The organism is Marinobacter sp. MIT932201, assembly GCF_047123295.1.
Lineage (GTDB): Bacteria > Pseudomonadota > Gammaproteobacteria > Pseudomonadales > Oleiphilaceae > Marinobacter > Marinobacter salsuginis.
In genome coordinates, this window is the sequence record NZ_CP138917.1 from 3,037,459 (window position 1) to 3,060,737 (window position 23,279).

At 57.4% G+C, this 23,279-nt stretch carries 19 protein-coding genes and 1 pseudogene; 6 read left to right on the forward strand and 14 right to left on the reverse strand.

The genetic code is table 11. From position 1 onward, the window contains the following. Nucleotides 1-136 precede the first annotated feature (136 nt). From hflC to SIC15_RS13935, 9 genes are all read right to left on the reverse strand, one after another. On the reverse strand, nucleotides 137-1,012 hold the full coding sequence (gene hflC, locus SIC15_RS13895) for a protease modulator HflC (RefSeq protein WP_069183029.1): 876 nt from the start codon (nucleotides 1,010-1,012) through the stop codon (nucleotides 137-139). A gap of 2 nt (nucleotides 1,013-1,014) precedes the next feature. Further along, nucleotides 1,015-2,190 (reverse strand): FtsH protease activity modulator HflK, encoded by a 1,176-nt coding sequence (gene hflK, locus SIC15_RS13900; RefSeq protein ID WP_412536207.1) that lies wholly within the window; start codon nucleotides 2,188-2,190, stop codon nucleotides 1,015-1,017. Nucleotides 2,191-2,273: 83 nt separating this feature from the next. Next, nucleotides 2,274-3,572 (reverse strand): ribosome rescue GTPase HflX, encoded by a 1,299-nt coding sequence (hflX, locus tag SIC15_RS13905; RefSeq protein WP_412536208.1) that lies wholly within the window; start codon nucleotides 3,570-3,572, stop codon nucleotides 2,274-2,276. 121 nt (nucleotides 3,573-3,693) lie between these two features. Next, complete coding sequence (gene hfq, locus SIC15_RS13910; RefSeq protein ID WP_008170056.1) at nucleotides 3,694-3,945, reverse strand: RNA chaperone Hfq; 252 nt, start codon at nucleotides 3,943-3,945, stop codon at nucleotides 3,694-3,696. 33 nt (nucleotides 3,946-3,978) lie between these two features. Continuing rightward, nucleotides 3,979-4,983: a tRNA (adenosine(37)-N6)-dimethylallyltransferase MiaA gene (gene miaA / locus SIC15_RS13915; protein ID WP_412537624.1), complete on the reverse strand. Its 1,005-nt coding sequence runs from the start codon at nucleotides 4,981-4,983 to the stop codon at nucleotides 3,979-3,981. A gap of 28 nt (nucleotides 4,984-5,011) precedes the next feature. Then, nucleotides 5,012-6,922, reverse strand: coding sequence for a DNA mismatch repair endonuclease MutL (mutL, locus tag SIC15_RS13920; RefSeq protein WP_412536209.1), 1,911 nt, complete (start codon nucleotides 6,920-6,922; stop codon nucleotides 5,012-5,014). A gap of 20 nt (nucleotides 6,923-6,942) precedes the next feature. Further along, complete coding sequence (locus tag SIC15_RS13925) at nucleotides 6,943-8,301, reverse strand: N-acetylmuramoyl-L-alanine amidase (protein WP_305966712.1); 1,359 nt, start codon at nucleotides 8,299-8,301, stop codon at nucleotides 6,943-6,945. A gap of 38 nt (nucleotides 8,302-8,339) precedes the next feature. Then, nucleotides 8,340-8,837: a tRNA (adenosine(37)-N6)-threonylcarbamoyltransferase complex ATPase subunit type 1 TsaE gene (tsaE, locus tag SIC15_RS13930; RefSeq protein WP_222464989.1), complete on the reverse strand. Its 498-nt coding sequence runs from the start codon at nucleotides 8,835-8,837 to the stop codon at nucleotides 8,340-8,342. Beyond that, the gene (locus SIC15_RS13935) at nucleotides 8,834-10,387 is read right to left on the reverse strand and encodes an NAD(P)H-hydrate dehydratase (protein ID WP_412536210.1); all 1,554 of its coding nucleotides are present in this window, start codon (nucleotides 10,385-10,387) and stop codon (nucleotides 8,834-8,836) included. The genes tsaE and SIC15_RS13935 overlap by 4 nt, the downstream gene beginning before the upstream one ends. Before the next feature lie 147 nt (nucleotides 10,388-10,534). On the opposite strand from SIC15_RS13935, the gene queG reads away from it, so the two are divergent. Then, on the forward strand, nucleotides 10,535-11,614 hold the full coding sequence (queG, locus tag SIC15_RS13940; protein ID WP_412536211.1) for a tRNA epoxyqueuosine(34) reductase QueG: 1,080 nt from the start codon (nucleotides 10,535-10,537) through the stop codon (nucleotides 11,612-11,614). On the opposite strand, the gene orn is transcribed toward queG, so the two are convergent. Further along, complete coding sequence (orn, locus tag SIC15_RS13945; RefSeq protein WP_412536212.1) at nucleotides 11,609-12,154, reverse strand: oligoribonuclease; 546 nt, start codon at nucleotides 12,152-12,154, stop codon at nucleotides 11,609-11,611. The genes queG and orn overlap by 6 nt on opposite strands. Before the next feature lie 313 nt (nucleotides 12,155-12,467). Here orn and rsgA point away from each other — a divergent pair, with 313 nt between their 5' ends. After that, the gene (gene rsgA / locus SIC15_RS13950; RefSeq protein ID WP_209396647.1) at nucleotides 12,468-13,523 is read left to right on the forward strand and encodes a small ribosomal subunit biogenesis GTPase RsgA; all 1,056 of its coding nucleotides are present in this window, start codon (nucleotides 12,468-12,470) and stop codon (nucleotides 13,521-13,523) included. An 11-nt stretch (nucleotides 13,524-13,534) separates the two neighbouring features. On the opposite strand, the gene motB is transcribed toward rsgA, so the two are convergent. Next, a complete protein-coding gene (gene motB / locus SIC15_RS13955) occupies nucleotides 13,535-14,494 on the reverse strand; it encodes a flagellar motor protein MotB (RefSeq protein WP_136631652.1) in 960 nt (319 codons plus the stop codon). A 31-nt stretch (nucleotides 14,495-14,525) separates the two neighbouring features. Beyond that, nucleotides 14,526-15,377 carry a flagellar motor stator protein MotA gene (motA, locus tag SIC15_RS13960; RefSeq protein WP_069183018.1) on the reverse strand — a complete coding sequence of 284 codons (852 nt, stop codon included), beginning with the start codon at nucleotides 15,375-15,377 and terminating at the stop codon, nucleotides 14,526-14,528. A 174-nt stretch (nucleotides 15,378-15,551) separates the two neighbouring features. Here motA and asd point away from each other — a divergent pair, with 174 nt between their 5' ends. Next, complete coding sequence (asd, locus tag SIC15_RS13965) at nucleotides 15,552-16,406, forward strand: archaetidylserine decarboxylase (protein WP_412536213.1); 855 nt, start codon at nucleotides 15,552-15,554, stop codon at nucleotides 16,404-16,406. Nucleotides 16,407-16,421: 15 nt separating this feature from the next. On the opposite strand, the gene epmA is transcribed toward asd, so the two are convergent. Together epmA and efp are read right to left on the reverse strand one after the other, a co-directional pair. Next, the gene (epmA, locus tag SIC15_RS13970; protein ID WP_153633727.1) at nucleotides 16,422-17,390 is read right to left on the reverse strand and encodes an EF-P lysine aminoacylase EpmA; all 969 of its coding nucleotides are present in this window, start codon (nucleotides 17,388-17,390) and stop codon (nucleotides 16,422-16,424) included. A gap of 7 nt (nucleotides 17,391-17,397) precedes the next feature. Then, nucleotides 17,398-17,973 (reverse strand): elongation factor P, encoded by a 576-nt coding sequence (gene efp / locus SIC15_RS13975; protein ID WP_069183015.1) that lies wholly within the window; start codon nucleotides 17,971-17,973, stop codon nucleotides 17,398-17,400. A 45-nt stretch (nucleotides 17,974-18,018) separates the two neighbouring features. On the opposite strand from efp, the gene epmB reads away from it, so the two are divergent. From epmB to SIC15_RS13990, 3 genes and pseudogenes are all read left to right on the forward strand, one after another. Next, a complete protein-coding gene (gene epmB, locus SIC15_RS13980; RefSeq protein ID WP_412536214.1) occupies nucleotides 18,019-19,059 on the forward strand; it encodes an EF-P beta-lysylation protein EpmB in 1,041 nt (346 codons plus the stop codon). A gap of 225 nt (nucleotides 19,060-19,284) precedes the next feature. Further along, nucleotides 19,285-21,090: a GTPase gene (locus tag SIC15_RS13985; RefSeq protein WP_412536215.1), complete on the forward strand. Its 1,806-nt coding sequence runs from the start codon at nucleotides 19,285-19,287 to the stop codon at nucleotides 21,088-21,090. Between the two features lie 107 nt (nucleotides 21,091-21,197). Further along, nucleotides 21,198-23,274 (forward strand): annotated as a pseudogene (locus tag SIC15_RS13990) (EAL domain-containing protein). Nucleotides 23,275-23,279: the final 5 nt, after the last annotated feature.

A 23,279-nucleotide genomic window follows, 5' to 3' on the forward strand; every position in this document is an offset into this window, starting at 1 on the left:
CGGCGGGGGATCACACAGGATTTAAAGCGGCACTCGTTAAAAAGCCCGACACAAAACCGCCAGAATTTTACACGGTTGGCGGGCACAAAAAAACCGGAATACGGATGTATTCCGGTTTTTGCTCTCAGGCTCCGGTTTACTGGGTGCCCTGGGGGTCGTTCAGGAACTTCATGAACGCGCTGTTGGAGTCGATCACCATGATGTCATCCTTGCTCATGAAGGTATTGCGATAGGCCTGAAGACTCCGGTAGAAGCTGTAGAAGTCCGCGTTCGAGCCATAGGCATCGGCGTAAATCCTGGCCGCCTCACCGTCGCCTTCACCACGGGTTTCTTCCGACTGGGCAAAGGCCTCCGCCAGAATAACGGTTCTCTGACGATCCGCGTCGGCCCGAATACCCTCGGCCAGCTCGCGACCCCGGGAACGGAATTCCTGAGCCAGCTTTTCACGTTCAGTCGCCATCCGACGATAGACGTTTTCGCTCACCTGCCCCGGGAATTCAATTGCCTTGACCCGAATGTCCAGGACTTCGATGCCAAATTCGCTCTGCGCGGTCTGGTTTACACGATCCCTCAGGGTGTGCATCAGCTCATCCCGCTGGCCAGAGACTACTTCAACCATGGTCCGGATACCAAACTCATCCCGAAGTCCGTTGTCCACTCGAGAGGCGAGCAGAGACTGCGCACGGAACTCGTCACCGCCGGTCGCCCGGTAGAACTGGTCCACATCCCGGATCTTCCAGGCGATGTAGGAATCCACATCCAACGGCTTCTTTTCCACGGTCAGGTACTGCCTGGATGGCAGATCCATGGTCAAAACCCGGATATCGAATTCACGAACCTGATCGATGACAGGAACCTTGAAATGGATACCTGCCTGAATGTCAGTCTCTACCAGCTCACCGAACCTGAGCAGAACGCCCCGGTGGGTTTCCGGAATAATGTACACACTGGACAAGACCAGCAGGACAACAATAAGGGCGCCTGCAAGGCCCACTACACCTTTAGGTCCCATAATTATCTGCTCCTCCGAACGGTAGTATCCTGCCTGCTTCGCAGTTCCTGCAGAACCTGATCAGTCAGGGTCTGGATATCCACATTGCCTTGATTGCTACCGGAAGAAGATCCACCGGTGCGTGGCAGAGAACCTTGAGTCAGACGATCAAGCGGCAGGTACATCATGTTGCCGCTGCTCTCTGTGTCGACCAGGATCTTGCTGCTATTGGCCAACACTTCTTCAACGGTTTGCAGATACAGACGTTCACGAGTCACGGTCGGAGCCATCTCATACACAGCCAGGAGCTCGAGGAAACGGGCGGTTTCACCACGAGCCCGCTCGATCACTTCTTCCTTGTAGGCATTAGCCTCTTCGATCATGCGCTGAGCCTCACCACGGGCCTCAGGTACGACTCGGTTGCGATAGGTTTCAGCTTCTTCCTTGACCCGCTGCTCGTCTTCCCGGGCGCGCTGAACTTCACGGAACGCATCCTGAACCGGGGCGGGGGGCTGGGTACTTTCAACGTTCACCCGCACCAACTCCAGACCGGTGCCATATTCTCTCAGAAAGGTCTGAAGCCTTTGCTCTACTCGAACAGCCAATTCGGCACGACCTTCGGTCAGCACGTCATCCAGGGTGGAGCTGCCCACCTCATGACGGATGGCACTATCGGTCGCGAATGCCAGCGCCTGGTTGGAATCTCGAACGTTCAGGACATAGGCTTCGGCGTCGCCTACGCGATACTGCACCTGCAGATCCACAGTGACCAGGTTTTCGTCCTGAGTGAGCATCTGGCCACTGGACTCGGCAGTACGAACACTGGTGACACGCACCTTGGTTACACTGTCGATCAATGGAACCTTGAACCTCAGACCAGGGTTAGCGGTCTGATGGTACTCACCGAATCGAAGCACAACCGCCCTTTCCTGTTCGTCAACGGTGTAAAACGACTGGAAAATCACGTAGCCGACTACCAAGATGCCTGCAAGCGCGAGGATGGCCCCGAAGCCGCCGGCACTTCCGCCGCTTCCGCCGGACTTGCCACCCTTGCCGCCCAGCATTTTGTTGAGCTTGTCGAGACCTTTTTTCAGCGCCTCATCGAGGTCTGGCGGCCCCTGATCATTGCCGCGTCGACCACCACCGGTACCCCAGGGGTCATTGTCGTTACGGTTTCCACCCGGTTCGTTCCAGGCCATAGTGCTCTCCGTTACTGACTTATAGATAGAATGGCTGCAAATACTAGGGATTTATCTCCGCCCCGGCAATAGCCGGGGCGGTTTCATTCGTGTCCACCGTCCAGTCGGATTGACTTTTCGTTGACGCCGGCCCGGCTGAGCAGTTGTTGCCAGTCCCGATTCTGCAATCGCACCTCAACAACGGTGTCGCCGGAATCACGGTACTCCTCACTCAGCACCGAACCCGCTTCATGCAGGAGTGCGCGCAACTTGCCATCCGCAGGACCAAGCAGGACGAAGTGATGGACCACATCTTCCGCTACCCGCTCAACGATCGCATCGAACAGACCGTCCAGGCCCTCACCAGTTACTGCGGACACCCAGGCCCGGACTGGAATCCCCTCTTCATTTCGCTCGACACGCGGTGTGAAGTTTTCCAGCAGATCAATCTTGTTGAACACCTGCAGCATGGGAATCTCGTCTGCACCAATCTCCGCCAGAACCTCTTCAACCTGCTCAATATTCTCGTCGCGGCGCGGATCGTGGCAGTCGATGATATGTAACAGCAAAGTCGCCTGCGTGGTTTCTTCAAGCGTCGCCCGGAACGCCTCAACCAGCTTGTGCGGCAGATGCCTTATGAAGCCTACGGTGTCCGCCATTACGACCGGCCCGATATCCGGAAGTTCCAGCCGCCGCAACGTCGGATCGAGCGTGGCAAACAGCTGGTCTGCAGCATATACGGACGAAGTGGTAATCCGGTTGAATAGCGTGGATTTGCCGGCGTTGGTATAACCGACCAGAGACACCGTGGGAATGTCAGCTCGCTCACGGGCTCTTCGCCCCTGGTTCCGCTGGCGACGCACCTTTTCCAGACGCTTGTGGATGGACTTGATCCGCTCCCGCAAGAGTCGGCGGTCGGTTTCCAGCTGGGTCTCACCGGGGCCGCGAAGACCAATACCCCCTTTCTGACGCTCAAGGTGGGTCCAGCCCCGAACCAGACGCGTGGACATATGTTCAAGCTGGGCGAGTTCTACCTGGAGCTTGCCCTCGTGTGTCCGCGCCCGCTGGGCAAAGATATCGAGAATCACACCGGTACGGTCCAGCACACGGCACTTGAGCTCATGCTCAATGTTGCGTTCCTGGCGAGGACTCAGGGCATGATTGAACAAGACAACATCAGCCTCATTGGCCGCCACTGCGTCACGAATTTCTTCCAGCTTGCCCTCACCGACGAAAAATCTGGGACTGGGCTGCTTCCGGGACCCCGTGACGGTACAAACAGGCTCAACACCGGCGGAGGTTACAAGCTCCCGAAATTCACCGGGGTCTTCGGTGCCATCGTGGGCAGTAAAATCGATGTGGACGAGTACTGCGCGCTCACCGACATCAGGACGTTCAAACAATTGGCGTCAACTCCGGGCAATCAGACTATGGGTGACATAAAAACAAACACCCGCTGCCACAAGATCCCTTGGCTGGCGGGATCTTCTGGAACGCGGGTGACAAGATCGGGAATTGGGCGTATCAGTCTTCAGACTCGCCCTCTCCTCCCGGAGCCTGCTGCGGAATGCGAACATTACGTGCAGGTACCACAGTGGAAATAGCGTGCTTGTAGACCATCTGGCTGACAGTATTTTTCAGCAAAATCACGAACTGGTCGAAAGATTCGATCTGGCCCTGAAGTTTGATACCGTTGACCAGAAAGATGGAAACCGGAATGCGTTCCTTGCGCAGTGCATTAAGGTAAGGGTCTTGTAACGAATGCCCTTTTGACATGTGTTTTCTCCTGTTTTTAGTAAGTGCAGATCGTCATTTGTAAAATTTAAATGTGGTGCGAAGTCGGATTTTTTTCAAGGCTGCCTCAGCGATAAGTTTGTCGTCGCTATCCAGCCACTCCACATCGGACCACTTGCGCAACCAGGTCAACTGCCTCTTGGCGAGCTGGCGTGTTGCTGCCACTCCCTTGCCGACAAATGTCTCGTAATCGTCTTCTCCGGACAAATAACTCCAGGCCTGACGATATCCGACACAACGCATGGAAGGGAGATCAGGGTGCAAGTCTTCCCTGAACATCAGTGCCCGCACTTCGTCAAGAAAGCCTGCATCCAGCATTTTCAGGAAACGCAGGCGAATTCGCTCATGAAGCACGCGCCGCTCCGGCGGCATCATGGCAAGCTGAACAACAGTATACGGAAGCAAAGATGTTTCGTCTGCCTGCCAGCGAGTGAAATAGGTGTAATCCTCAATATCACCGCCTTGCGCCGCGGCCGTTGGTTGTTCGCCGGCACCGGTTTCGGCCTTCCAGAATTCGGAAATGGGCTTGCCGGTAAGACGCAGTACCTCCAGGGCCCGCATCAGGCGCTGCCGGTTATTGGGGTGAATGCGCTCAGCTGCGACAGGATCGCTGCGCCGAAGTTCCTCGTGCAGGGCCTCCCAGCCTCGCTCTTCGGCCTCTTGTTCCAGGGCAACTCGAACGGTGGGACTTGCCGATGGCAGGCCCGACATACCATGGAGAAGCGCCTTGAAATACATCATGGTGCCGCCTACCAGCAGCGGCACCCGTCCCGCTGCTGTAATTTCTGCCATCGCAGCTAGCGCGTCCCGGCGGAAATCTGCAGCTGAGTATGTTTCCGCCGGATCGCAGATATCGATCAGTCTGTGGGGCGCCCGCGCAAGCTCTTCTGCGGTCGGTTTCGCCGTCCCGATATCCATACCCCGATAGATCATCGCAGAGTCCACGCTGATGATTTCACAAGGCAGGTGATCACAAAGCGCCATGGCCAGATCGGTCTTACCCGAGGCCGTGGGGCCCATCAGGAAAATGGCAGGCGGCAGCGACACCTCAGCGGCCCCGGAGAAACAGCTTGTCCAGTTCGGACATGGTCACTAGCGTCCATGTCGGCCGACCGTGATTGCACTGGCCGCTGCGTTCGGTTGCCTCCATATCCCTCAACAGCGAATTCATTTCAGGAATGGTGAGCTGCCGATTGGCACGGACGGACCCATGACACGCCATGGTTCCAAGCAGTTCGTGAGTCACCGCTTCAACCCGGTCACTCTGACCATGCTCGATCAGATCCGCCAGTACATCACGCACCAACTGTTCGGTATCCGCACCACGCAGCAGCGCGGGTACCTGCCTCACCGCCAGGGTCTCCGGGCCAATGCGCTCGATCTGCAAACCAAGCTTCTGCAATTCTTCACCGTGGGTCTCGGTCAGGGCCGCCTCTTTCTGACTGACCGCCAGCGATAACGGCACCAGCAATGGCTGGCTTTTCAGATCCTGCTCGGCAAGTGCACGTTTCATTCGCTCATAGGTGATTCGCTCGTGAGCGGCGTGCATATCTACCACGATCAGCCCCGCGCGCCCCTGGGCAAGAATGTAGATTCCATGCAACTGTGCAATGGCGTAGCCAAGCGGTGGTTCCTGATCGCTGTCAACAGGCGGTGTGGGCATTGGCGTGGCTACGCTATCACTGGTGGATACAGGCTGCGGCCCTTCGCTGCCCCCGCCGGCATTCAGGGACTGGTAAAAGGCCATCTGATCACTGGCCCGCCACTCCTGCTGCGGCTGAGGCTGCCCGCGAAACCCGGCACCTGAGCCGCCCGGATAACCGTAATTGGGTACCGAGGGCTGGCCGTTCCAACCCCCCTCCACAGGAGCACCGGTTGCCGCAACTCCCCCTTGGGTTTGGGCCGATGCCTCGCGACCAAAGGACTGCGCCACCGCACCGCGAAAATGATCGTCCGGCCGCACATCGGCCAGCGCCTTATGGAGGGTTCTGAAGATGAAATCGTGGACCAGGCGACCATCACGGAACCGGACCTCATGCTTGGTCGGATGGACGTTCACGTCGACAGTGGCGGGATCCACCTCAAGATAGAGCACAAACGCCGGATGCCGGTTATTGTAGAGCACGTCGCGGTAGGCTTGGCGCACGGCATGGGCCACCAGGCGATCGCGGATAACGCGACCGTTAACAAAGAAGTACTGTAGATCGGCCTGACTACGCGAAAAGGTAGGTAGAGCCACCCAACCCCAGAGCCGCAAACCGGTTGCTTCGGCATCAATTACCACGGCATTGTCGATGAATTGCTGGCCGCACAGGGCACCAATACGCCGCTCACGATCCAGAGCCGATTCCGCTGGCCTGAGGCTTTGCACAACCCGCTGATTGTGGCGCAGGGTAAAGCCTGCATCGAAACGGCTCAGCGCCTGGCGGCGCACGCACTCCTCAACGTGGTTGAATTCGGTCTTCTCGGTACGCAGGAATTTTCGACGGGCCGGGGTATTGAAGAACAGATCCCGCACTTCCACCGTCGTTCCAACGGGATGGGCTGCAGGCGAAATCCTCGCGTCCATTTCCCGGCCTTCGACTTCCACCCGGGAGGCCGCTTCCTGGGACTCGGTTCTTGAAGTCAGGGTAAGCCGAGAGACGGAACTGATACTGGCGAGCGCTTCTCCGCGAAAGCCAAGCGATGCGACTGCCTCCAGATCATCCAGGCTGGCAATCTTACTGGTGGCATGGCGGCTGAGGGCAAGGGGCAGATCATCTTCCTCAATACCGCTGCCGTCATCGCGAACGCGAATCAGCTTGACGCCGCCCTGCTCAACTTCAACGTCGACCCGGTTGGCACCGGCATCCAGGGCATTTTCGACCAGTTCCTTGACGACAGACGCGGGTCGCTCCACCACTTCACCCGCGGCAATCTGGTTCGCGAGCCGTGGTGACAGCAATCGAATGGGGGGCATGTTACGGAAAAACCTCTTGATCAGGACGCGGGAATACGAATGGTTTGCCCTACCATAACACGGTCGTCCCGAAGGTCGTTAAACTGCATCAGCTCGCTGACGGTCGTCTGGTTTTTCCGAGCCACGCCGGAAAGCGTATCGCCGCGCTGTATGCGATAGTGGCTGATGCTGTTCCCGCCCTGGCGATTCTGTTTCTGCCACGCCAGAAGGGTGCCCGGCGGTGGCGTTTTCTGGAAGTAATCGTCAATGCCCTTCATGATGGCGCCGGCCAGCTTGTTGCGGTACCACTCTGTCGACAGGTTTTTCTCTTCCTGGGGGTTCGAGATGAATCCGGCTTCCACGAGAATGGAGGGGATATCCGGCGACTTCAGCACCGCAAAAGCAGCCTGCTCGACGCCTGGCTTATGCAATTTCGCTACGCCACCCAGTTTGCCAAGAACGGAACTGCCTACGCCAAGACTGGCGTTGATACTGGCCGTCATCGAGAGGTCCAGCAAAACACCGGCAAGCATGTCGTCCCGACCATCCAGAGACAATCCACCGGCGCCACCGATCAGATCGGAGCGGTTCTCACTGTTAGCCAGCCATCGGGCAGTCTCACTGGTGGCACCACGCTGGGAAAGGGCGAACACAGAGGCTCCCCTTGGCTGAGGCGTTCGGAAAGCATCGGCGTGTACCGATACAAAAAGGTCGGCGTTGTATTTTCTGGCCAGAATCGTGCGATTGCGAAGACCAATATAATAGTCCCCTGTCCTGGTCAGTTTGGCGGTATATCCCGGCCGATCATTGATCAGGCTGGCCAGGGTTTTCGCCATTTTCAGAACCACGTCTTTTTCATGGGTTCCTCTCGGACCAATGGCGCCGGGGTCCTCTCCGCCGTGCCCGGCGTCAATGACCACGATGATGTCACGCTTCCCCGAAGAATCCTGGGTCACGGTCGGCGTAGCTGCCTTTTCCAGCCGGCTGCCACTTTCATCAATCAGATCGACCACCAGCCTGTGGCCATACTGCTGATTCGGTTCCAGCTGAAAGCTCCGCGGCTTGATGTCGGCCTTGAGATCCAGGACTACACGCAAGTCAGTCCCGTTCCTTGGCGCGCTCCGGATCCGTTTGATAGGGCTGCCGGAAAGATCCAGGCCGGAGAAGTCGGTTTTCAGATTGGCATTTTTCAGATCGATAACCAGCCGGGCCGGACTGCTGAGGGAGAAGATGTTGTGCTCGACCTGACCGCCGGTATCCAGAACCAGGCGAGTGTGATCGGGCGCGGGCCAGATACGGGCACTCTCGACCTGCGTTGCAGCCGAACCGTGAAACGCCAATGTCGCAAGCAATAGCGCTATTGGCCATATCAGTTGTTTACTCAGCTTTGTACAATTCATACAGCTTACCTGCCAGTCTGTTCCCGCTTTCGGAGCCGCTAATGCGCCGGACCCAACACATCCAATTCGTTCAGCAAATGGCCGCCCAACTCTGAACGGGCCCTGATCACTACAGAACGCCCTTCGCCCCGGGTCTCCAGATGAATCTCCAGATCCGGCTCGGGCAATATACCTTTACCACGCTCCGGCCACTCAATCAGACAAAGATTTTCACCGGAGAAATAATCCCGGATGCCCATATATTCCAGTTCTTCCGCATCGCCCAGGCGATAAAGATCAAAATGGTAAGTTGGTGGCTGCAGGGTTTCATAGGGCTCCACCAGCGTGTAGGTCGGGCTTTTTACAGCCCCCTGGTGGCCAAGCCCGCGCATGACACCCCGGCTGATGGTGGTTTTACCCATACCAAGATCACCATCCAGGTAGATAACCACACCGTGGCCAGATTCAGCGACGGTTCTCGCCAGCTCACGGCCAAGATGCTCGGTTTCCGCCTCACCCTCGAGGAAAAGCCGGCGTTCATTGCCCATTATGCTCATAGATCTCTTGCCCCCGGGTGGGTTTCAGACTCCCGAAAAACCAACGGCAGTGCGTCTATTACATCGTTAGGGATCAAACCCATATACCCATGGGTTTGCGAGGCCCGATCCGCTGCTGCCAGGTGGGCCGATGCTCCGAGCACGGCGGCTTTTTGCCCGTCACCAATCTGTCCCAGAACGGCACCGATAATCCCCGAGAGCACATCCCCCATACCGCCAGTAGCCATGCCGGGGTTGCTGCCACTGACGATGTCAAGGGCGCCGCCTTCAGAAGCGACAACCGTACCTGCGCCTTTCAGGAGAATCGTGCCGCCATACAGTGCCTGCAATTTTCTGGCTGCGGCCATTCTATCCGCTTCTACATCCGGCACCAGACAATTCAGCAGTCTGGCTGCCTCACCCGGGTGCGGCGTCAAAACATGGCTATCCGCCGGTACGGCAACCCGACCGGACAACAGGTTCAGGGCATCTGCGTCAAGCACCCTGGGCTTGCCACTGGCAATGACTTGCTCCAGCATCTGCTGCCCCCATGCGCTTCGCCCGATACCGGGGCCGCAGACGACCACCGAAGCTGCGTCAAGCAGCGACGGAAGCTCAGAACCATGAATCAGTCCATGAACCATCACCGACGGACATCTTGCCAGGGCTGCCGTCACATGCTCAGGGCGCGTTGCCAGCGAGACAAGCCCTGCCCCCGAGCGCGCAGCCGCCTCTGCCGCCAGCAGTCCGGCGCCGCCGAAGCCCCGATCGCCGGCCACCACCAGCACATGCCCAAACCGCCCCTTGTGGGCGTTGGCAGGCCGTGGCGGCAACCAGGACATCACAGAGCCCCAATCACGACGAACAGCCACCGGCTTCTGGCCGCTGCCAGCTACACCATCGGCAGTATCCAGGGATTCAAAGACCACCTCACCGCAGACCGCCGCTCCCTGCCCGGTAAATAGGCCGGCCTTAAGCCCGATAAAGGTGACCGTCATGGCTGCGTTAACAACATCTCCTTCGGCCGCCCCGGTGGTGGCATTCAGCCCGGAGGGCAGATCCACTGCGAGCACAGGCGCGGGCGCCTGGTTACATCGGCCTATCAGCCCTGCAAACGGTTCCCGGGGTGCACCGGAAACGCCAGTACCAAGCATCGCATCGACGATGAGCCCTGCGTCGGAAAACAGATCATCCAGTGAAGAGTCGCTGAGTGCCTCCAGATCGAGCACGTCAACACCGTCTGCCAGTGCCTTTTGCCAGGCTTTTCGTGCGTCACCGGACAGTTTGCCTGTGGGCGCAACCGCGACACACCGGACATCCAGGCCATGCCTCCTCGCGCTGGCTGCAACCAGATAGCCGTCACCGCCGTTGTTACCCGCACCGCACAGCACCAGAACCGAGCCACACTTGGGCCAGTACCGAACCAGGCAGCGAAAAGCCGCATGGGCGGCAGACTGCATCAGCTCAAAACCATCGACGCCCTGATGATCAATCACATAGCGATCAATCTGCCTCACCGCATCGGCGGAAAACAGTGCGTCTGGTAGACTGTGTCCAACGGACGGCGGCATGAACCTTTGCTCCCGTTACAGAAACCGGTTTAAGAAAATTGGCCAGATACCTGTAAAGCATAGCAAAACAGTGGAAAAGGTCATAACTTAATCAGATTAATTATCCGTACCCCGGTTCGAGAACGAACCCTGGCACCGGCCGTGACTATGAGCGCCACATCATTGAGCACCAGAACATATCCGGAACTCGCTGATCTGCCAGCGCTTATCCGCCAGTGGGCGGCTGAGCTCGGGTTCTCTGATGTGGGTATCACCACCGCGGATACCGGTGAGCACGCAACCCATTTGCAGGACTGGCTGGCAGCGGGTTACCAGGGCGAAATGGACTATATGGCCTATCATGGTGACAAGCGCTATACGCCCACCTCCCTGGTGCCGGGTACCACTCGGGTGATTTCTGTGAGAATGGACTATCTGCCTTCGCCGGACAGCCCGAAAGAAGCGCTTACTAACCGGGAGGGCGCCTATGTTACCCGTTACGCACTGGGGCGCGATTACCACAAACTGATCCGCAAGCGTCTCGCGCAGCTGGCAGCCAGGATTGATGACGCCGTCAGCGGATACGACTACCGGGCGTTCGTGGACAGCGCGCCGGTGCTGGAGCGCGCCCTGGCCCAGAGGGCTGGCCTGGGCTGGATCGGCAAGAACAACATGCTGATCCACCCGAAGGCCGGCTCCTTCTTTTTCCTTGGAGAAATTTTTACCAGCGCACCCCTCCCCGTCGACGAGCCCTTTGAGACCGATCATTGTGGCAGCTGTTCGGCCTGTCTCGATCTCTGCCCGACAGACGCCTTTGTCGGCCCCCACAAGCTCGATGCCCGGCGCTGCATCAGCTATCTGACCATTGAACTCAAGGGGAGCATTCCCGAGGAGCTACGCCCGCTGATGGGTAACCGCGTTTTCGGCTGCGACGATTGCCAGTTGGTCTGCCCCTGGCAGAAGTTCAGCAAGCCAACCGGGGAAAAGGATTTTCAGCCTAGACACGGGTTGGACAACAGTTCTTTGGCAGAGCTGTTTCTCTGGACGGAGGAGCAGTTCCTGAAGCGCACCGAGGGATCGGCGATTCGGCGAACGGGCTACGAGGGCTGGCTGCGTAACCTGGCCGTGGGGCTGGGCAACGCGCCATCCACTATTCCAGTGATTGAAGCCCTGAAAAAGCGCGCGGATCACCCTTCCGAGATGGTCCGCGAGCATGTCCAATGGGCACTGAAACTCCACGGTTTATAGTTTGAAGAACTGTTCCCGGTAATGGCGCAGCTCGTTGATGGAGTCCCGGATGTCATCCAGGGCGAGGTGGCTGCCTTTCTTTTTAACCCCGGCCAGGACATCCGGGCGCCAGCGGCGGGCAAGTTCTTTGACCGTGGATACGTCGAGATTCCGGTAGTGGAAGAAGTCTTCCAGTTCGGGCATGTACTTGACCAGGAATCGGCGATCCTGACCAATACTGCTGCCGCACAGGGGTGACTGGCCCTTTTCGACGTGCTTCTTCAGGAATTCGATGGTTTGCCGCTCGGCCTCAGACTCGGAAATATCGCTTTCCTGAACGCGCTTGGTGAGGCCGCTTTCACCGTGGGTTCGGGTGCACCATTCGTCCATGGAGTCCAGCAGGGATTGTGGCTGATGGACGGCGATAACAGGTCCTTCTGCCACAATATTGAGTTCTGAATCGGTGATGATTGTGGCCATTTCGATGATCCGTTCTTTTTCCGGATCCAGGCCTGTCATTTCCAGATCGATCCATACGAGGCGGTTATTGCTTTCTGCCATTATTTTCCTAGCCTTCCAGATTTGAGTGTGCGGTCGCGGGGATGTCATTCCGGGAAACGCTACGAGCACATCCATGTGCGCTTGGCGTCGGCCATCCATGGCCGCCGACATTCCCGGAATGACATCCCCACGCCCGCGTGCAAATTAAGAGATATACAAAATGTGTCGCCATTTCCGGAAAGCCGGTCCCAGCCCCACCGCGAAATCGAATGATATATCTTTGACGTGCCGGCATTGCTTAGGCCGATCAATTACGATTGCAGTATGATGGCACACCAAGAGCAAAACTTTCATCTGGTTATCCGGGACGTAAATGACAAAACGGCGACTGAACAAACAGCAGCAATTCCGCATCAAGAAAGTCCAGGAAGAGCGGGCGGCCCGTGCGGCGCGCAAGGAGAAGAAGGTTCAGGAGCAGGCTGATGCCGGGGAGCTTGGTCCGGAGCAGGAAGGGTTGGTCATTGCTCACTACGGGCAACAGCTGGATGTCGAAGCGCTTGAAGGGGAGTTGGCCGGAAACGTGGTGCGGTGTTTTGTTCGGGCCAACATCGATAGTCTGGTGACCGGTGACAAGGTTGTCTGGCGGCCGGGGAAGAACGAGACCGGGGTTATTGTTGCCCGGGGTGAGCGTCGCAATCTGCTGCAGCGGCCGGATAATTTTGGCGCGTTGAAGCCGGTGGCCGCCAATATTGATCACATTATTCTTGTGATCGCTCCGGAGCCGGAACCCCATGATAACCTGATTGACCGGTACCTGGTGGCATCAGAGATCACGGATATTCCTGCCGTGATTCTGTTGAACAAGACTGATCTGATCACCGGCAGTAACCGGGATAGTATCGATGCGCTTTTGGGCCGGTATGAGGCCCTGGGCTATGAGGTGGTGCGAACGTCTGCCGCGGAGTCTGGAGATAAGCCGTCGCCGGAGGTTGAGGCGCTGGTGAAGGATCAGACCAGTGTGTTTGTTGGCCAATCCGGCGTGGGCAAGTCCTCGATTATCCAGACCCTGATGCCGGATGAAGCCATTCGCGTTGGGGCTGTATCAGAGAGTACCGGCAAGGGAATCCACACTACGACTACGGCGAAACTGTTCCACCTGCCTCTGGGCGGCGAACTGATTGACTCGCCGGGCATTCGCGAATTCGGGCTCTGGCATATGACGGCGCAGGAGATCGAATATGGTTTCCGGGAAATCCGGGAGGTGATTGGCACCTGCAAGTTCCGCAACTGCCGGCACATGGGTGATCCGGGTTGCGCCATCGACAGGGCCGCAGAGGAAGGGAAAATCAGCCCCGAGCGGCTTAAAAGCTTCCACCGGATTCTTCAGGATATGGCGGAACAACAGGCCCGGGGGCTCAAGCTGGACTGAGGTATCCGGCTTTACCAGTTCAATTCACCCGGTGCAGGCTCTTCCTTCTCCTGCAGCCATTCCCCACTCTCCAGGCGTTCACGGGCAGCCTCCTGCTCTTCTTCAGTTGGCTGGGTGAGATCGATCAGCGGCTCGTCGGACTGGCCGGCGCTGCTCTGGATGTTGTCGACGGTTTTCTTGTTAAGGACGATGATGGAAATGCGGCGATTGACCGGTGCATTCGGATCTTCCTTGTCGAACAGCACGGAATCGCTCAGCCCCACAACGCGGGCAATCTGCTGCTGGCGAACACCGCCGGCCACGAGGGCTCTTCTGGCAGTATTGGCCCGATCTGCTGACAGCTCCCAGTTGGTGTAGCCTGGCCGGCCATTGAACGGTGTAGAGTCGGTGTGCCCGGTAATGCTGAGCTTGTTGTTCACGGAGCCCAGTGTTTTGGCCAGCTCAAACAGAATATCCTGAGAGTAATACTTCAGCTCTGCCCGGCCGCTATCGAACATGGGACGCCCCGACCGGTCGACGATCTGGATTCGCAAGCCCTCGTCGGTGATATCGATCAGTAGTTGATCCTTGAACTCCTGAAGGGTTTCATTCTGTTCGATGCGATCTTTCAATTCCTGAAACAGCTCCTCCATACGCCGCTGCTCGAGGGTTTCAGAGAGCTCATCCACCACTTGGTCTTCGATCTGGATCTGGCTGGACTCGATATCCGGACTTGCCTCGTTGACCACCGATGCACTGCCCTCAAGATCGACGGGGTTCGGCGAGCCCCCTTCTGTGAAACCAACGGGATCCCGGAAATAGCCCTCTACGGCTTTTTTCTGCTCAGGCGATGCTGTAGCCGTTAACCAGAGTACCAGGAAGAACGCCATCATGGCGGTTGCGAAATCAGCAAACGCAACTTTCCAGGAACCACCATGGTGGCCACCGGCAACAACCTTTTTCCGCTTGATGATGATGGGTTGCTCTTCCACGAATCGGCTCCGGGTTCAGATGAGGACGTTTTTACTTGGAGCGAACGTGGTCGTTCAGCTCCTGGAATCCAGGGCGTTTGTCCGTGGGCAATGCCTTCCGGCCAAACTCGATGGCCATCTGGGGTGCCTGTCCGGATACGGTTGCGACAATTGACGATTTTACGCACTCGTAGGCCTTCAGCTCGTATTTTGCCGCGTGTTCCATGGCAATGGACGCAGGACCAACGAAGCCATACCCCATAAAGATGCCCAGGAAGGTACCCACCAGGGCCGCAGCCACACTGAGACCGATTTTTTCCGGCCCCTCGGTGAGGAAGTTCATAGTAATCACGATACCAAGCACAGCGGCGACGATGCCGAGCCCGGGCAGCGCATCGGCAATCTTGTTGACCGCGTGGGCAGGCTCCTCAAGCTCATGCTGGCGACTGTCGATTTCGTTCTCCATCATGCCTTCCAGCTCATGGGTTGCCATGTTGCCGGAGCTGATAATGCGCAGATAATCGGTGATAAAGGCCAGCAATTCCTTGGATTTCATAATGGCCGGGTAGCGACTGAAAATCTGACTGGACTCGGGGTTGTCGATATCTTCCTCGATCGCCATCACACCCTGTTTACGGGACTTATCGAAAATCTCATAAAGCAGGCTCAGGAGGTCCATGTAGAACGCTTTTTTGTAGGGCGAGCCTGTGAGCAGCTGAATACCCCTGCCAAACACCTCTTTCAGGGTGTGCATGGGATTGGCAATAATGAACGACCCCAGAGCCGCCCCGAAAATGATCAACACTTCGGTCGGCTGCCAGAGCACCATCAGATTGCCGCCGTGGAGAACATAGCCAGTCAACACGCTGGCCAGAACAATAATCGAACCGACGATCAGTAACATAGAATCTACGCACGCCCTATTTTCTTGGTTATTGGCCGAAGCCGGAAGCTGTCACGCACAAGTTGACCCGATAATAGCAAGGCCATGCCACAACCGCGAAGCCGTGAAACAATTTCTATACAGGTGGCAGTCTTTGGTAAACTTCGCGCCTTTGAGCGCAAAGGATCACATTTAATGTTCGACAAGCTTTTTGTTCTGAGCCAGTACATCACGCCGCAACTGGGGGTTTCCAACCTTGCCGGTCGTCTGGCCGACAGTGACAGCTCCCCTGCGCTCAAGAACCGGGTCATCAAATGGTTTATCGGCCGCTACGGCGTTGACATGAGCGAAGCCGCCGAAACGGATCCGGAAGCCTACCCTACCTTCAATGCGTTTTTCACCCGAGCGCTGAAGCCAGGCATCCGCCCTCTGGCGGACGGCGAAAAAACCCTCGTCAGCCCTGTGGACGGTGCCATCAGCCAGCTGGGACAGGTAACCGGAGACCGGGTGTTTCAGGCCAAAGGCCAGTCTTTCAGCCTGAGTGAATTGCTGGGCGGCGAAGAAGCAACCACCGCACCGTTTACCAGTGGCGAGTTCTCGACAATCTATCTCTCTCCAAAAGACTATCACCGCATCCATATGCCGATGGCAGGCACACTCAGGCAAATGATCCATGTACCCGGCAAGCTGTTCTCGGTGAATCCTGTGACTGCCGAGAACGTTCCGAACCTGTTTGCCCGCAACGAACGGGTTGTCTGTATCTTCGATACCGATTCCGGCCCCATGGCAATGGTACTGGTTGGCGCCATGATCGTCGGCAGCGTGGAAACCCGCTGGGCAGGCGTGGTTGTGCCCGGCAGCAGGCAGGTTACCTCAACGCGGTATGAAGGTGAGCACGCCATCAGCTTCGAGAAAGGTGAAGAGATGGGCCGGTTCCGCCTTGGTTCAACAGTGATTATGGTTATGCCCAAGGGAGCCGTCACCTGGAACAGCGATCAGGTGGCCGGAAAAATCGTCCGGATGGGTGAGGCCTTTGGAGCCCTGGCCTGATCGGTTCGTTTAGGCTCACGCCCGCTCGAACGGAAAGGCGAGAACCTCACTGATATCCTGAACCCCGAGTTTGAGCATCAACAGGCGATCCAGTCCGAGGGCGACACCAGCGCACTCGGGCAATCCCTGCTCAAGACCGGCAAGAAACGCCTCATCCAGCGCCATTTCGGGCTTTCCGGAGTGCCTTCGTAGCTGGTTATCGGCTTCAAATCTCAGCCTCTGTTCCTGCGGATCGGTCAACTCCCAGTAGCCGTTACACAGTTCAAGGCCATCTATGTACAGCTCGAAACGGTGCGCCGTTTCGTAACCCTGCGAAAGTGAAACCCTGGCCAGAGAGGCCTGCGACGCCGGATAGCCGGTTATGAACACGGGTCTGTCCCGGCCAAGATGCGGCTCTACTGCAAAACTCATCAGCAGATCCAGGCAGCCATCGCGCCCGAGATCCGCCAACTGTTCCGGCTCCATCCATTGTTCGCAGCGACGCATCAGTTCCCGATCGGTTGCCGCAAAAGGATCAAGGCCCGCCCAGCGCTCCAGTGCGTCCCGATACTGGATAGTGACTGGCCGCTGACATTGCAGCCAGCCGCACACGAGATCCGACACTTCTTCCATAAGCGCCACGTCATCAAAACCCGTCCGGTACCATTCCAGCATCGAGAATTCCGGGTTATGGCGACGTCCCTGCTCGCCGTTGCGGAACACCCTGGAGATCTGATAGATCGAACCTGAGCCAGCTGCAAGCAGACGCTTCATGTGGTATTCGGGAGAGGTCTGGAGCCAACCCCCGGTCCGGGAACCGGCGGTGACCTGGGCGTGAATGCCGTCGAGGTTGACGTCGGTGACGCCGCACCGACCCAGAATCGGCGTCTCGACCTCAAGCACCCCTCTTCTCGCAAAAAAGCCGCGCACAAACGCCAGTTGCTGTGCACGGCTTTCCAGGGCAGCCTGCGAGGCAGAAGGCTGCCAGACAGGTTTGCGGGTCATGGCTGGATTAACTGCTCTTCACCCGGCTGACGTATTCGCCGGAGCGGGTATCAACCTTGAGGACTTCACCGATGGTAATAAACAGGGGTACGTTGACCACGGCACCGGTGGAGAGCGTCGCGGGCTTGGAGCCGCCCTGGGCGGTGTCGCCCTTCATGCCCGGGTCGGTATCGACCACTTCCAGCTCGACGAAATTGGGGGGCGTTACCGACAGTGGCGAGCCGTTGTAGAGCGTCACGGTGTACACGTCCTGCTCTTTCAGCCACTTCAGAGCATCGCCGACCGCCTTGGCATCAGCCGGGTACTGTTCGAAAGAGCCGTCAGTGAGCATGAAGTGCCAGAACTCACCATCGGTGTAGAGGTATTCCATGTCCTGATCAATGACATCTGCGGCTTCCAGAGTTTCGCCGGACTTGAACGTGCGCTCCCAGACCCGGTTGGTCATGAGGTTACGCAGCTTTACGCGGTTGAAGGCCTGCCCCTTACCGGGTTTTACAAACTCGTTCTCGAGAATGATGCAGGGGTCGCCATCCAGCAAAACCTTAAGACCGCCGCGAAATTCGTTGGTAGAATATGAAGCCATGAAATGTCCACCTGACAAAATGCTGTTTAGAATTCGAAGGGCGTTATGATACAGCGAACCCCCGCCCGTATAGAAGCCCACCTTTCCGACCACGAACATCGCAGCTGGCAGCAATTGCTGTCGGACTCCGTAACGTCGCCGGAAGAGCTGCTCCGACGCCTGGAGTTACCCGAGGAACCGTGGCTGTCGGCGGCACGGCAAGGCCATGGCCTGTTTTCGGTGCGGGTGCCCGAACCGTTTCTTGCTCGCATGGAAAAGGGCAATCCCGCTGACCCGCTGCTCAGACAGGTGCTTCCTCTTGCTGAAGAAACCGGTCACGCGCCGGGTTTTGTCAGCGACCCACTGGAAGAGTCGGGCGCTATTGCCACCACAGGGCTGATTCGCAAATACCGCAGCCGGGCGCTGCTAATGGTGACCGGACAATGCGCGATCAACTGCCGCTACTGTTTTCGCAGGCACTTCCCCTATGATGAACAGCGACTGAACCCGGATGACAGAAAGCAGGTCATTGACACCCTGGCGGCCAGCCCGGAAATCAATGAAGTCATTTTCAGCGGCGGCGACCCCCTGGCTGTTAACGACAGACTGCTGGCTCAATGGGCAACCGCTATCAGTGGCATCCCGCACATTCGTCGCCTGCGCTTGCATACACGCCTGCCAGTGGTCATCCCGCAAAGGGTCTGTGACGAGCTTTTGAAATGGCTCTCCACAACGCCCCTTCAGATCGTGATCGTGTTGCACGTAAATCATCCAGCGGAAATAGACACCGCCACGCGCCGGGCCCTCTCTTATCTCCGGGCTGCAGGCGTAACACTGCTTAACCAGAGCGTTATCCTGAGGGGAGTGAATGATCAGGCTTCGGTGCTTGAGGAACTGAGCGAGACCCTGTTTGAAGCAGGCGTCCTGCCCTATTACCTGCACGCATTTGACCCGGTGGCAGGCGCCCACCACTACGATGTGCCGGATGAAGAAGCACGACACCTGGTGCGTGAACTGCTGTCGAGATTGCCAGGATTCCTGGTGCCAAAGCTGGTAAGAGAGGAGCCCGGCAAGGAAAGCAAGACCCCGATCAACTTGTTCCCGTGACCGACATCGCAAAAAAGGGCCCGATTTCACTTGTCAAAGATTGTCAACTCATGATCTTCTCGCTTTTTACGACTGGTTTGCTACTTTAAAGTCCAGTAACGTTGAAGATAAAAACATGTATTTACGGCGTTTTCCTGACAGGCCGGTGGACACTCAGTAGCCACCAGTGGCCGGACAGGGCCAACCCCGGAATACCACCTGTGGTCCAGACATTGGCATGCATTCATGGAAGGTAAGACCCTGAAACCTGATCTCCGCGTTCCCGAACAGAAAACGGCCAGTCTGTCGTTCTGTGACACGACGCCCAAGGCGTTCCGGGTCTGGATCGACCAATTGCCTATGGCCAATATCGGCGAGGTATCACGGCAGCTCTACCATGCCATTATCGAGCTGAACCACCTGTTTCTGACGCCCCAGCAACGCATGCAGTTCCTGGAGCTTATCCGGGAAAAGATTCATTTCGTGTGCAACGAGCTTTCCAGGCACTACCTCGGTCTGGCGGTGGCGCTTCCTGAAAAACAGAGGAAAATCGCCAACCTGTCCCAGGCGCTTCAATTACACCTGGCCGGCGGATACAAGCTGTGCGTGCTGGAGTTCATCGACAACGGAGGCCTGGACAAAAACCGCCGCCAGATTGCCACCGCCGCGCATCGCGCCATTTCCGAACTTTCGGCAACGATTCTGAGATCACATCAACTCTATTGCCCCAGCCCTGCCCAGAGCTGGCTCGAGTGTCATCGGCTGTACCGGTTTGCCCATCGCAACAAGCTCTCCGTGGTTCAGGTGGAGGACGACACGCTCCTGCATCGTCGCACCAGCTCAGTAGCCGATGCCTACAAGAGAATTCTCCTTCTTGGCTGTGCTCGTCCCAATCAGCTGCGACAGTCGGAACTTCTGCATGTCTATGAGCTTTGTGAATCATGGACTGACCACACCCGTTGCGGGCCTGATATCGGTGACGACAGTCTCTTCGTAATCAACTTGGAGCGGGACAACCCACCGTTTTACCGCAGCCTTCTGGACCAAAAGCCCGGTGATGAGAGCTTTGGCTTCGATACCCGGGATCTCTCGGCGATGCTCTCTGAAACGCTTCACGCCCGGCGTGAGCATAAGGAGACCGATCACGAACTGAGAGTACCGGCAAAGGTCAGCGACACCCTGCTCACCCATCTCAGCCAGGCCCTGGGGATTCTCGCCAAGCGAAATTTCAACCGAATCGCCAGCCAGGGATCTCTCGAAGTGTGCGTGGGTCTGACCGCCGCCCATTACTTCATCGCCGGCGAGAAAACGTTTACCGAATTCGTGAATGGCAATGACAACGGCCATCATGAGGATGAAAACCTGTTCGTACGGTCTTCACGCCAGAAACAGGATGCCTGGTCGGGCGCACACGATGCAGGGCCCAGCGATGAACGACTCCACGCCGCCGATACGCCCATCAATTTCAAAGGTTCCTTCGGCAACTCGCAGGCGCCATCGACGGACAGGAATCGGCCAAGGTCTCACCATTCCCTGTTGATCAATACAAGTCCGGGCGGCTACTGCGTTGCCTGGGAAAGCAATGTGCCACCCTCACTGCAGGCCGGTGAAATTCTGGGAGTTCGAGAGCAAAGCAGCCACCCCTGGAGCGTAGCCGTTGTGCGCTGGATTCGTCAGATCAAGAATCAGGGTACGCAGGTCGGAATTGAGCTCCTGGCCCCCAGCGCCTCACCCTGTGGGGTTCGCCTTGTTCAGAAGGTGGGAAATAGCAGCGAATATCTACGTGGCTTGCTGCTGCCGGAAATCAGCGTGGTCAACCAATCCGCCACGCTGATCACACCTCGCCTGCCGTTCCAGTCCGGGAGCCGCATTTCCCTGCTCCACGACGGCCGGGAGGACCAGGGACAACTGTCTCGCAAGGTCTCCTCCACCGGCAGCATCAGCCAATTCGAACTCAAATTGCAGAATGCCGCAACGCTGAATGCTGGCGCCCCACCAGCATCGTCCGGTGCCAGCGAGGATGAGTTCGACTCGCTCTGGCCATCGCTGTAAGGTCACCAAACTGAGACACCGGCCCCGGCAGAGGGTTGTTATTGAACCACAACCCCTGCATCATTCAGCGTTAGTGAATGAACCGTGTATCACGAGACGCCCTTCGAATGCAGAAAAAGAACGCGACCGTACACCTGCTGATTCTTGATCCATCGCAAAACGATGCCGAATCGCTGGTCAGCCTGCTCCGCAACTCCGGCAAGGCCACCCGAGCCCACAGAATCACCTCGGAAGAAGATCTTGAGGAGACGCTGAAAGCGGGAAACTGGGATCTCCTTCTGGCCCGTGATCTGGACCAGGAATTCTCGGCCGATGATGCCCTTGCCATGATCCGCAGGATGGACAAGGACATTCCGTTTATCCTCCTAACGGAAGAGGAAAGCCGCGAACGCACGGTCGGCATGATGAAGGCGGGCGCCCAGGATACTGTGGCTTTCGAGCATACCGACCTGATTGTGCTGAAGGTAAACCGGGAGCTGGCTGCCCTTGATGAGCGCAGAAGACGTCGTGTTCTGGAATCCCACCTGCGAGAGGCAGAACAGCGCTGCCAGTTGCTCCTCGAGAGCTCCAAGGATGCCATTGCCTACATCAACGACGGCATGCATATCTATGCCAACCAGTCGTACATGGAATTCCTCGGATACGACGATATTGACGACCTTATCTGCGTTCCTGTGCTGGACACCCTTACTCCGGAAAGCCAGGAAAAGTACAAGGAGTTCATGAAGTCGTTTGCCGAAAAGGGCGAAGACGGCATGACCATGAACTGCACGGCACGGCGTAGCGACGATCACGAGTTGAACGTCACGATGTCGGTGTCGGCTGCCACCTATGACGGCGAGGCCTGCACACAGATTGTGTTGCAGCCAGAGCACAGCGATGCGGAACTGGAAGAAAAGCTTCGCCAGATCAGCAGCCAGGATCTTTTGACTGGCCTCTACAACCGTCAGTACCTGATGGATGCACTCGCCGAAGCCATTGCCACTGCCGGCAAGAAGAATGAGACCGGTGCGCTGGCTTACATCGCCCTGGACAACTTCATGAGCATGAAGGGGCAGGTAGGCATTTCCGGCGCAGATTTGCTCTTGGGCGATCTGGCCAACCTGCTCAAGGAACAGGCCGGAGAGGAGCTCACCCTGGCACGTCTGAGCGACGATGCCTTCAGCCTGCTGTGCCAGCCATGCGACGAAGGCACAATGGTCGAACACGCCGAGCGTATCCGTAAGACCGTAGAAGACCATCTTTTCGACATCAATGATCGCACGGTACAGCTGACTGTGAGCATCGGTGTTGCGTCAATTACCGAGAACTCTCCGAAGGCCGAGGAGCTCATGGCCCGGGCGCATACGGCGTCGGCGGAAGTGCGCAAGCTCGAGGGTCATGCCGAAGGCAACGGTGTGGTGGTGTACAACCCGGCCGACTTCGAAACACTGGATCAAAGCAATTCGGTGGAAGCGATTCAGAAGGCACTAGATGAGAACCGCTTCAGGCTGCTGTTCCAGCCGATTATCAACCTGCGTGGCGAAGGAGAAGAGCATTACGAAGCCTTCGTGCGTATGCTCGACAAGGACGACGAGGAAGTCTCCCCTTATGACTTCCTGCCGCCAACGGGCCCGAGCGACACCGCTATCAAGATCGACCGCTGGGTTATCCTGCAGACCATCAAGCAGCTCTCCAGCCACCGGTCACGGGGTCACGATACCCGCCTGTTCCTCAATGTGACGGCTGAAACCCTGCAGGATAAGACCTTCACTCCCTGGCTGAGTGTCGCCCTGAAGGCTGCCCGGAGACTCCCTGATCTTCCAGATCCGTGAAGGCGATGCCAACAACTTCATGAAGCAGGCGAAAGACTTCACCAAGGCGGTCCACGCGCTTCACTGCAAGGTATCCATCGCCCAGTTCGGCTGCGCCCTCAATCCGTTCAATACCCTGAAGCACATCGATACCAACTACGTGAAAATCGATGGCTCCTTCACGGAAGAAATCCAGAAGAGCGAGGAGGCCAAGGAGCAGGTCAAGGAAATGGTCAAGAGCCTGCAGTCCAGCGGCAAGCTCACCATCATTCCGCTGGTGGAGAACGCCGGCGTTCTCGCCACACTATGGCAGGCCGGCGTGAATTACATTCAGGGCTACTATCTGCAGGCGCCGGTACCGGAAATGAACTACGACTTCGGCGACAACTGAGCCTG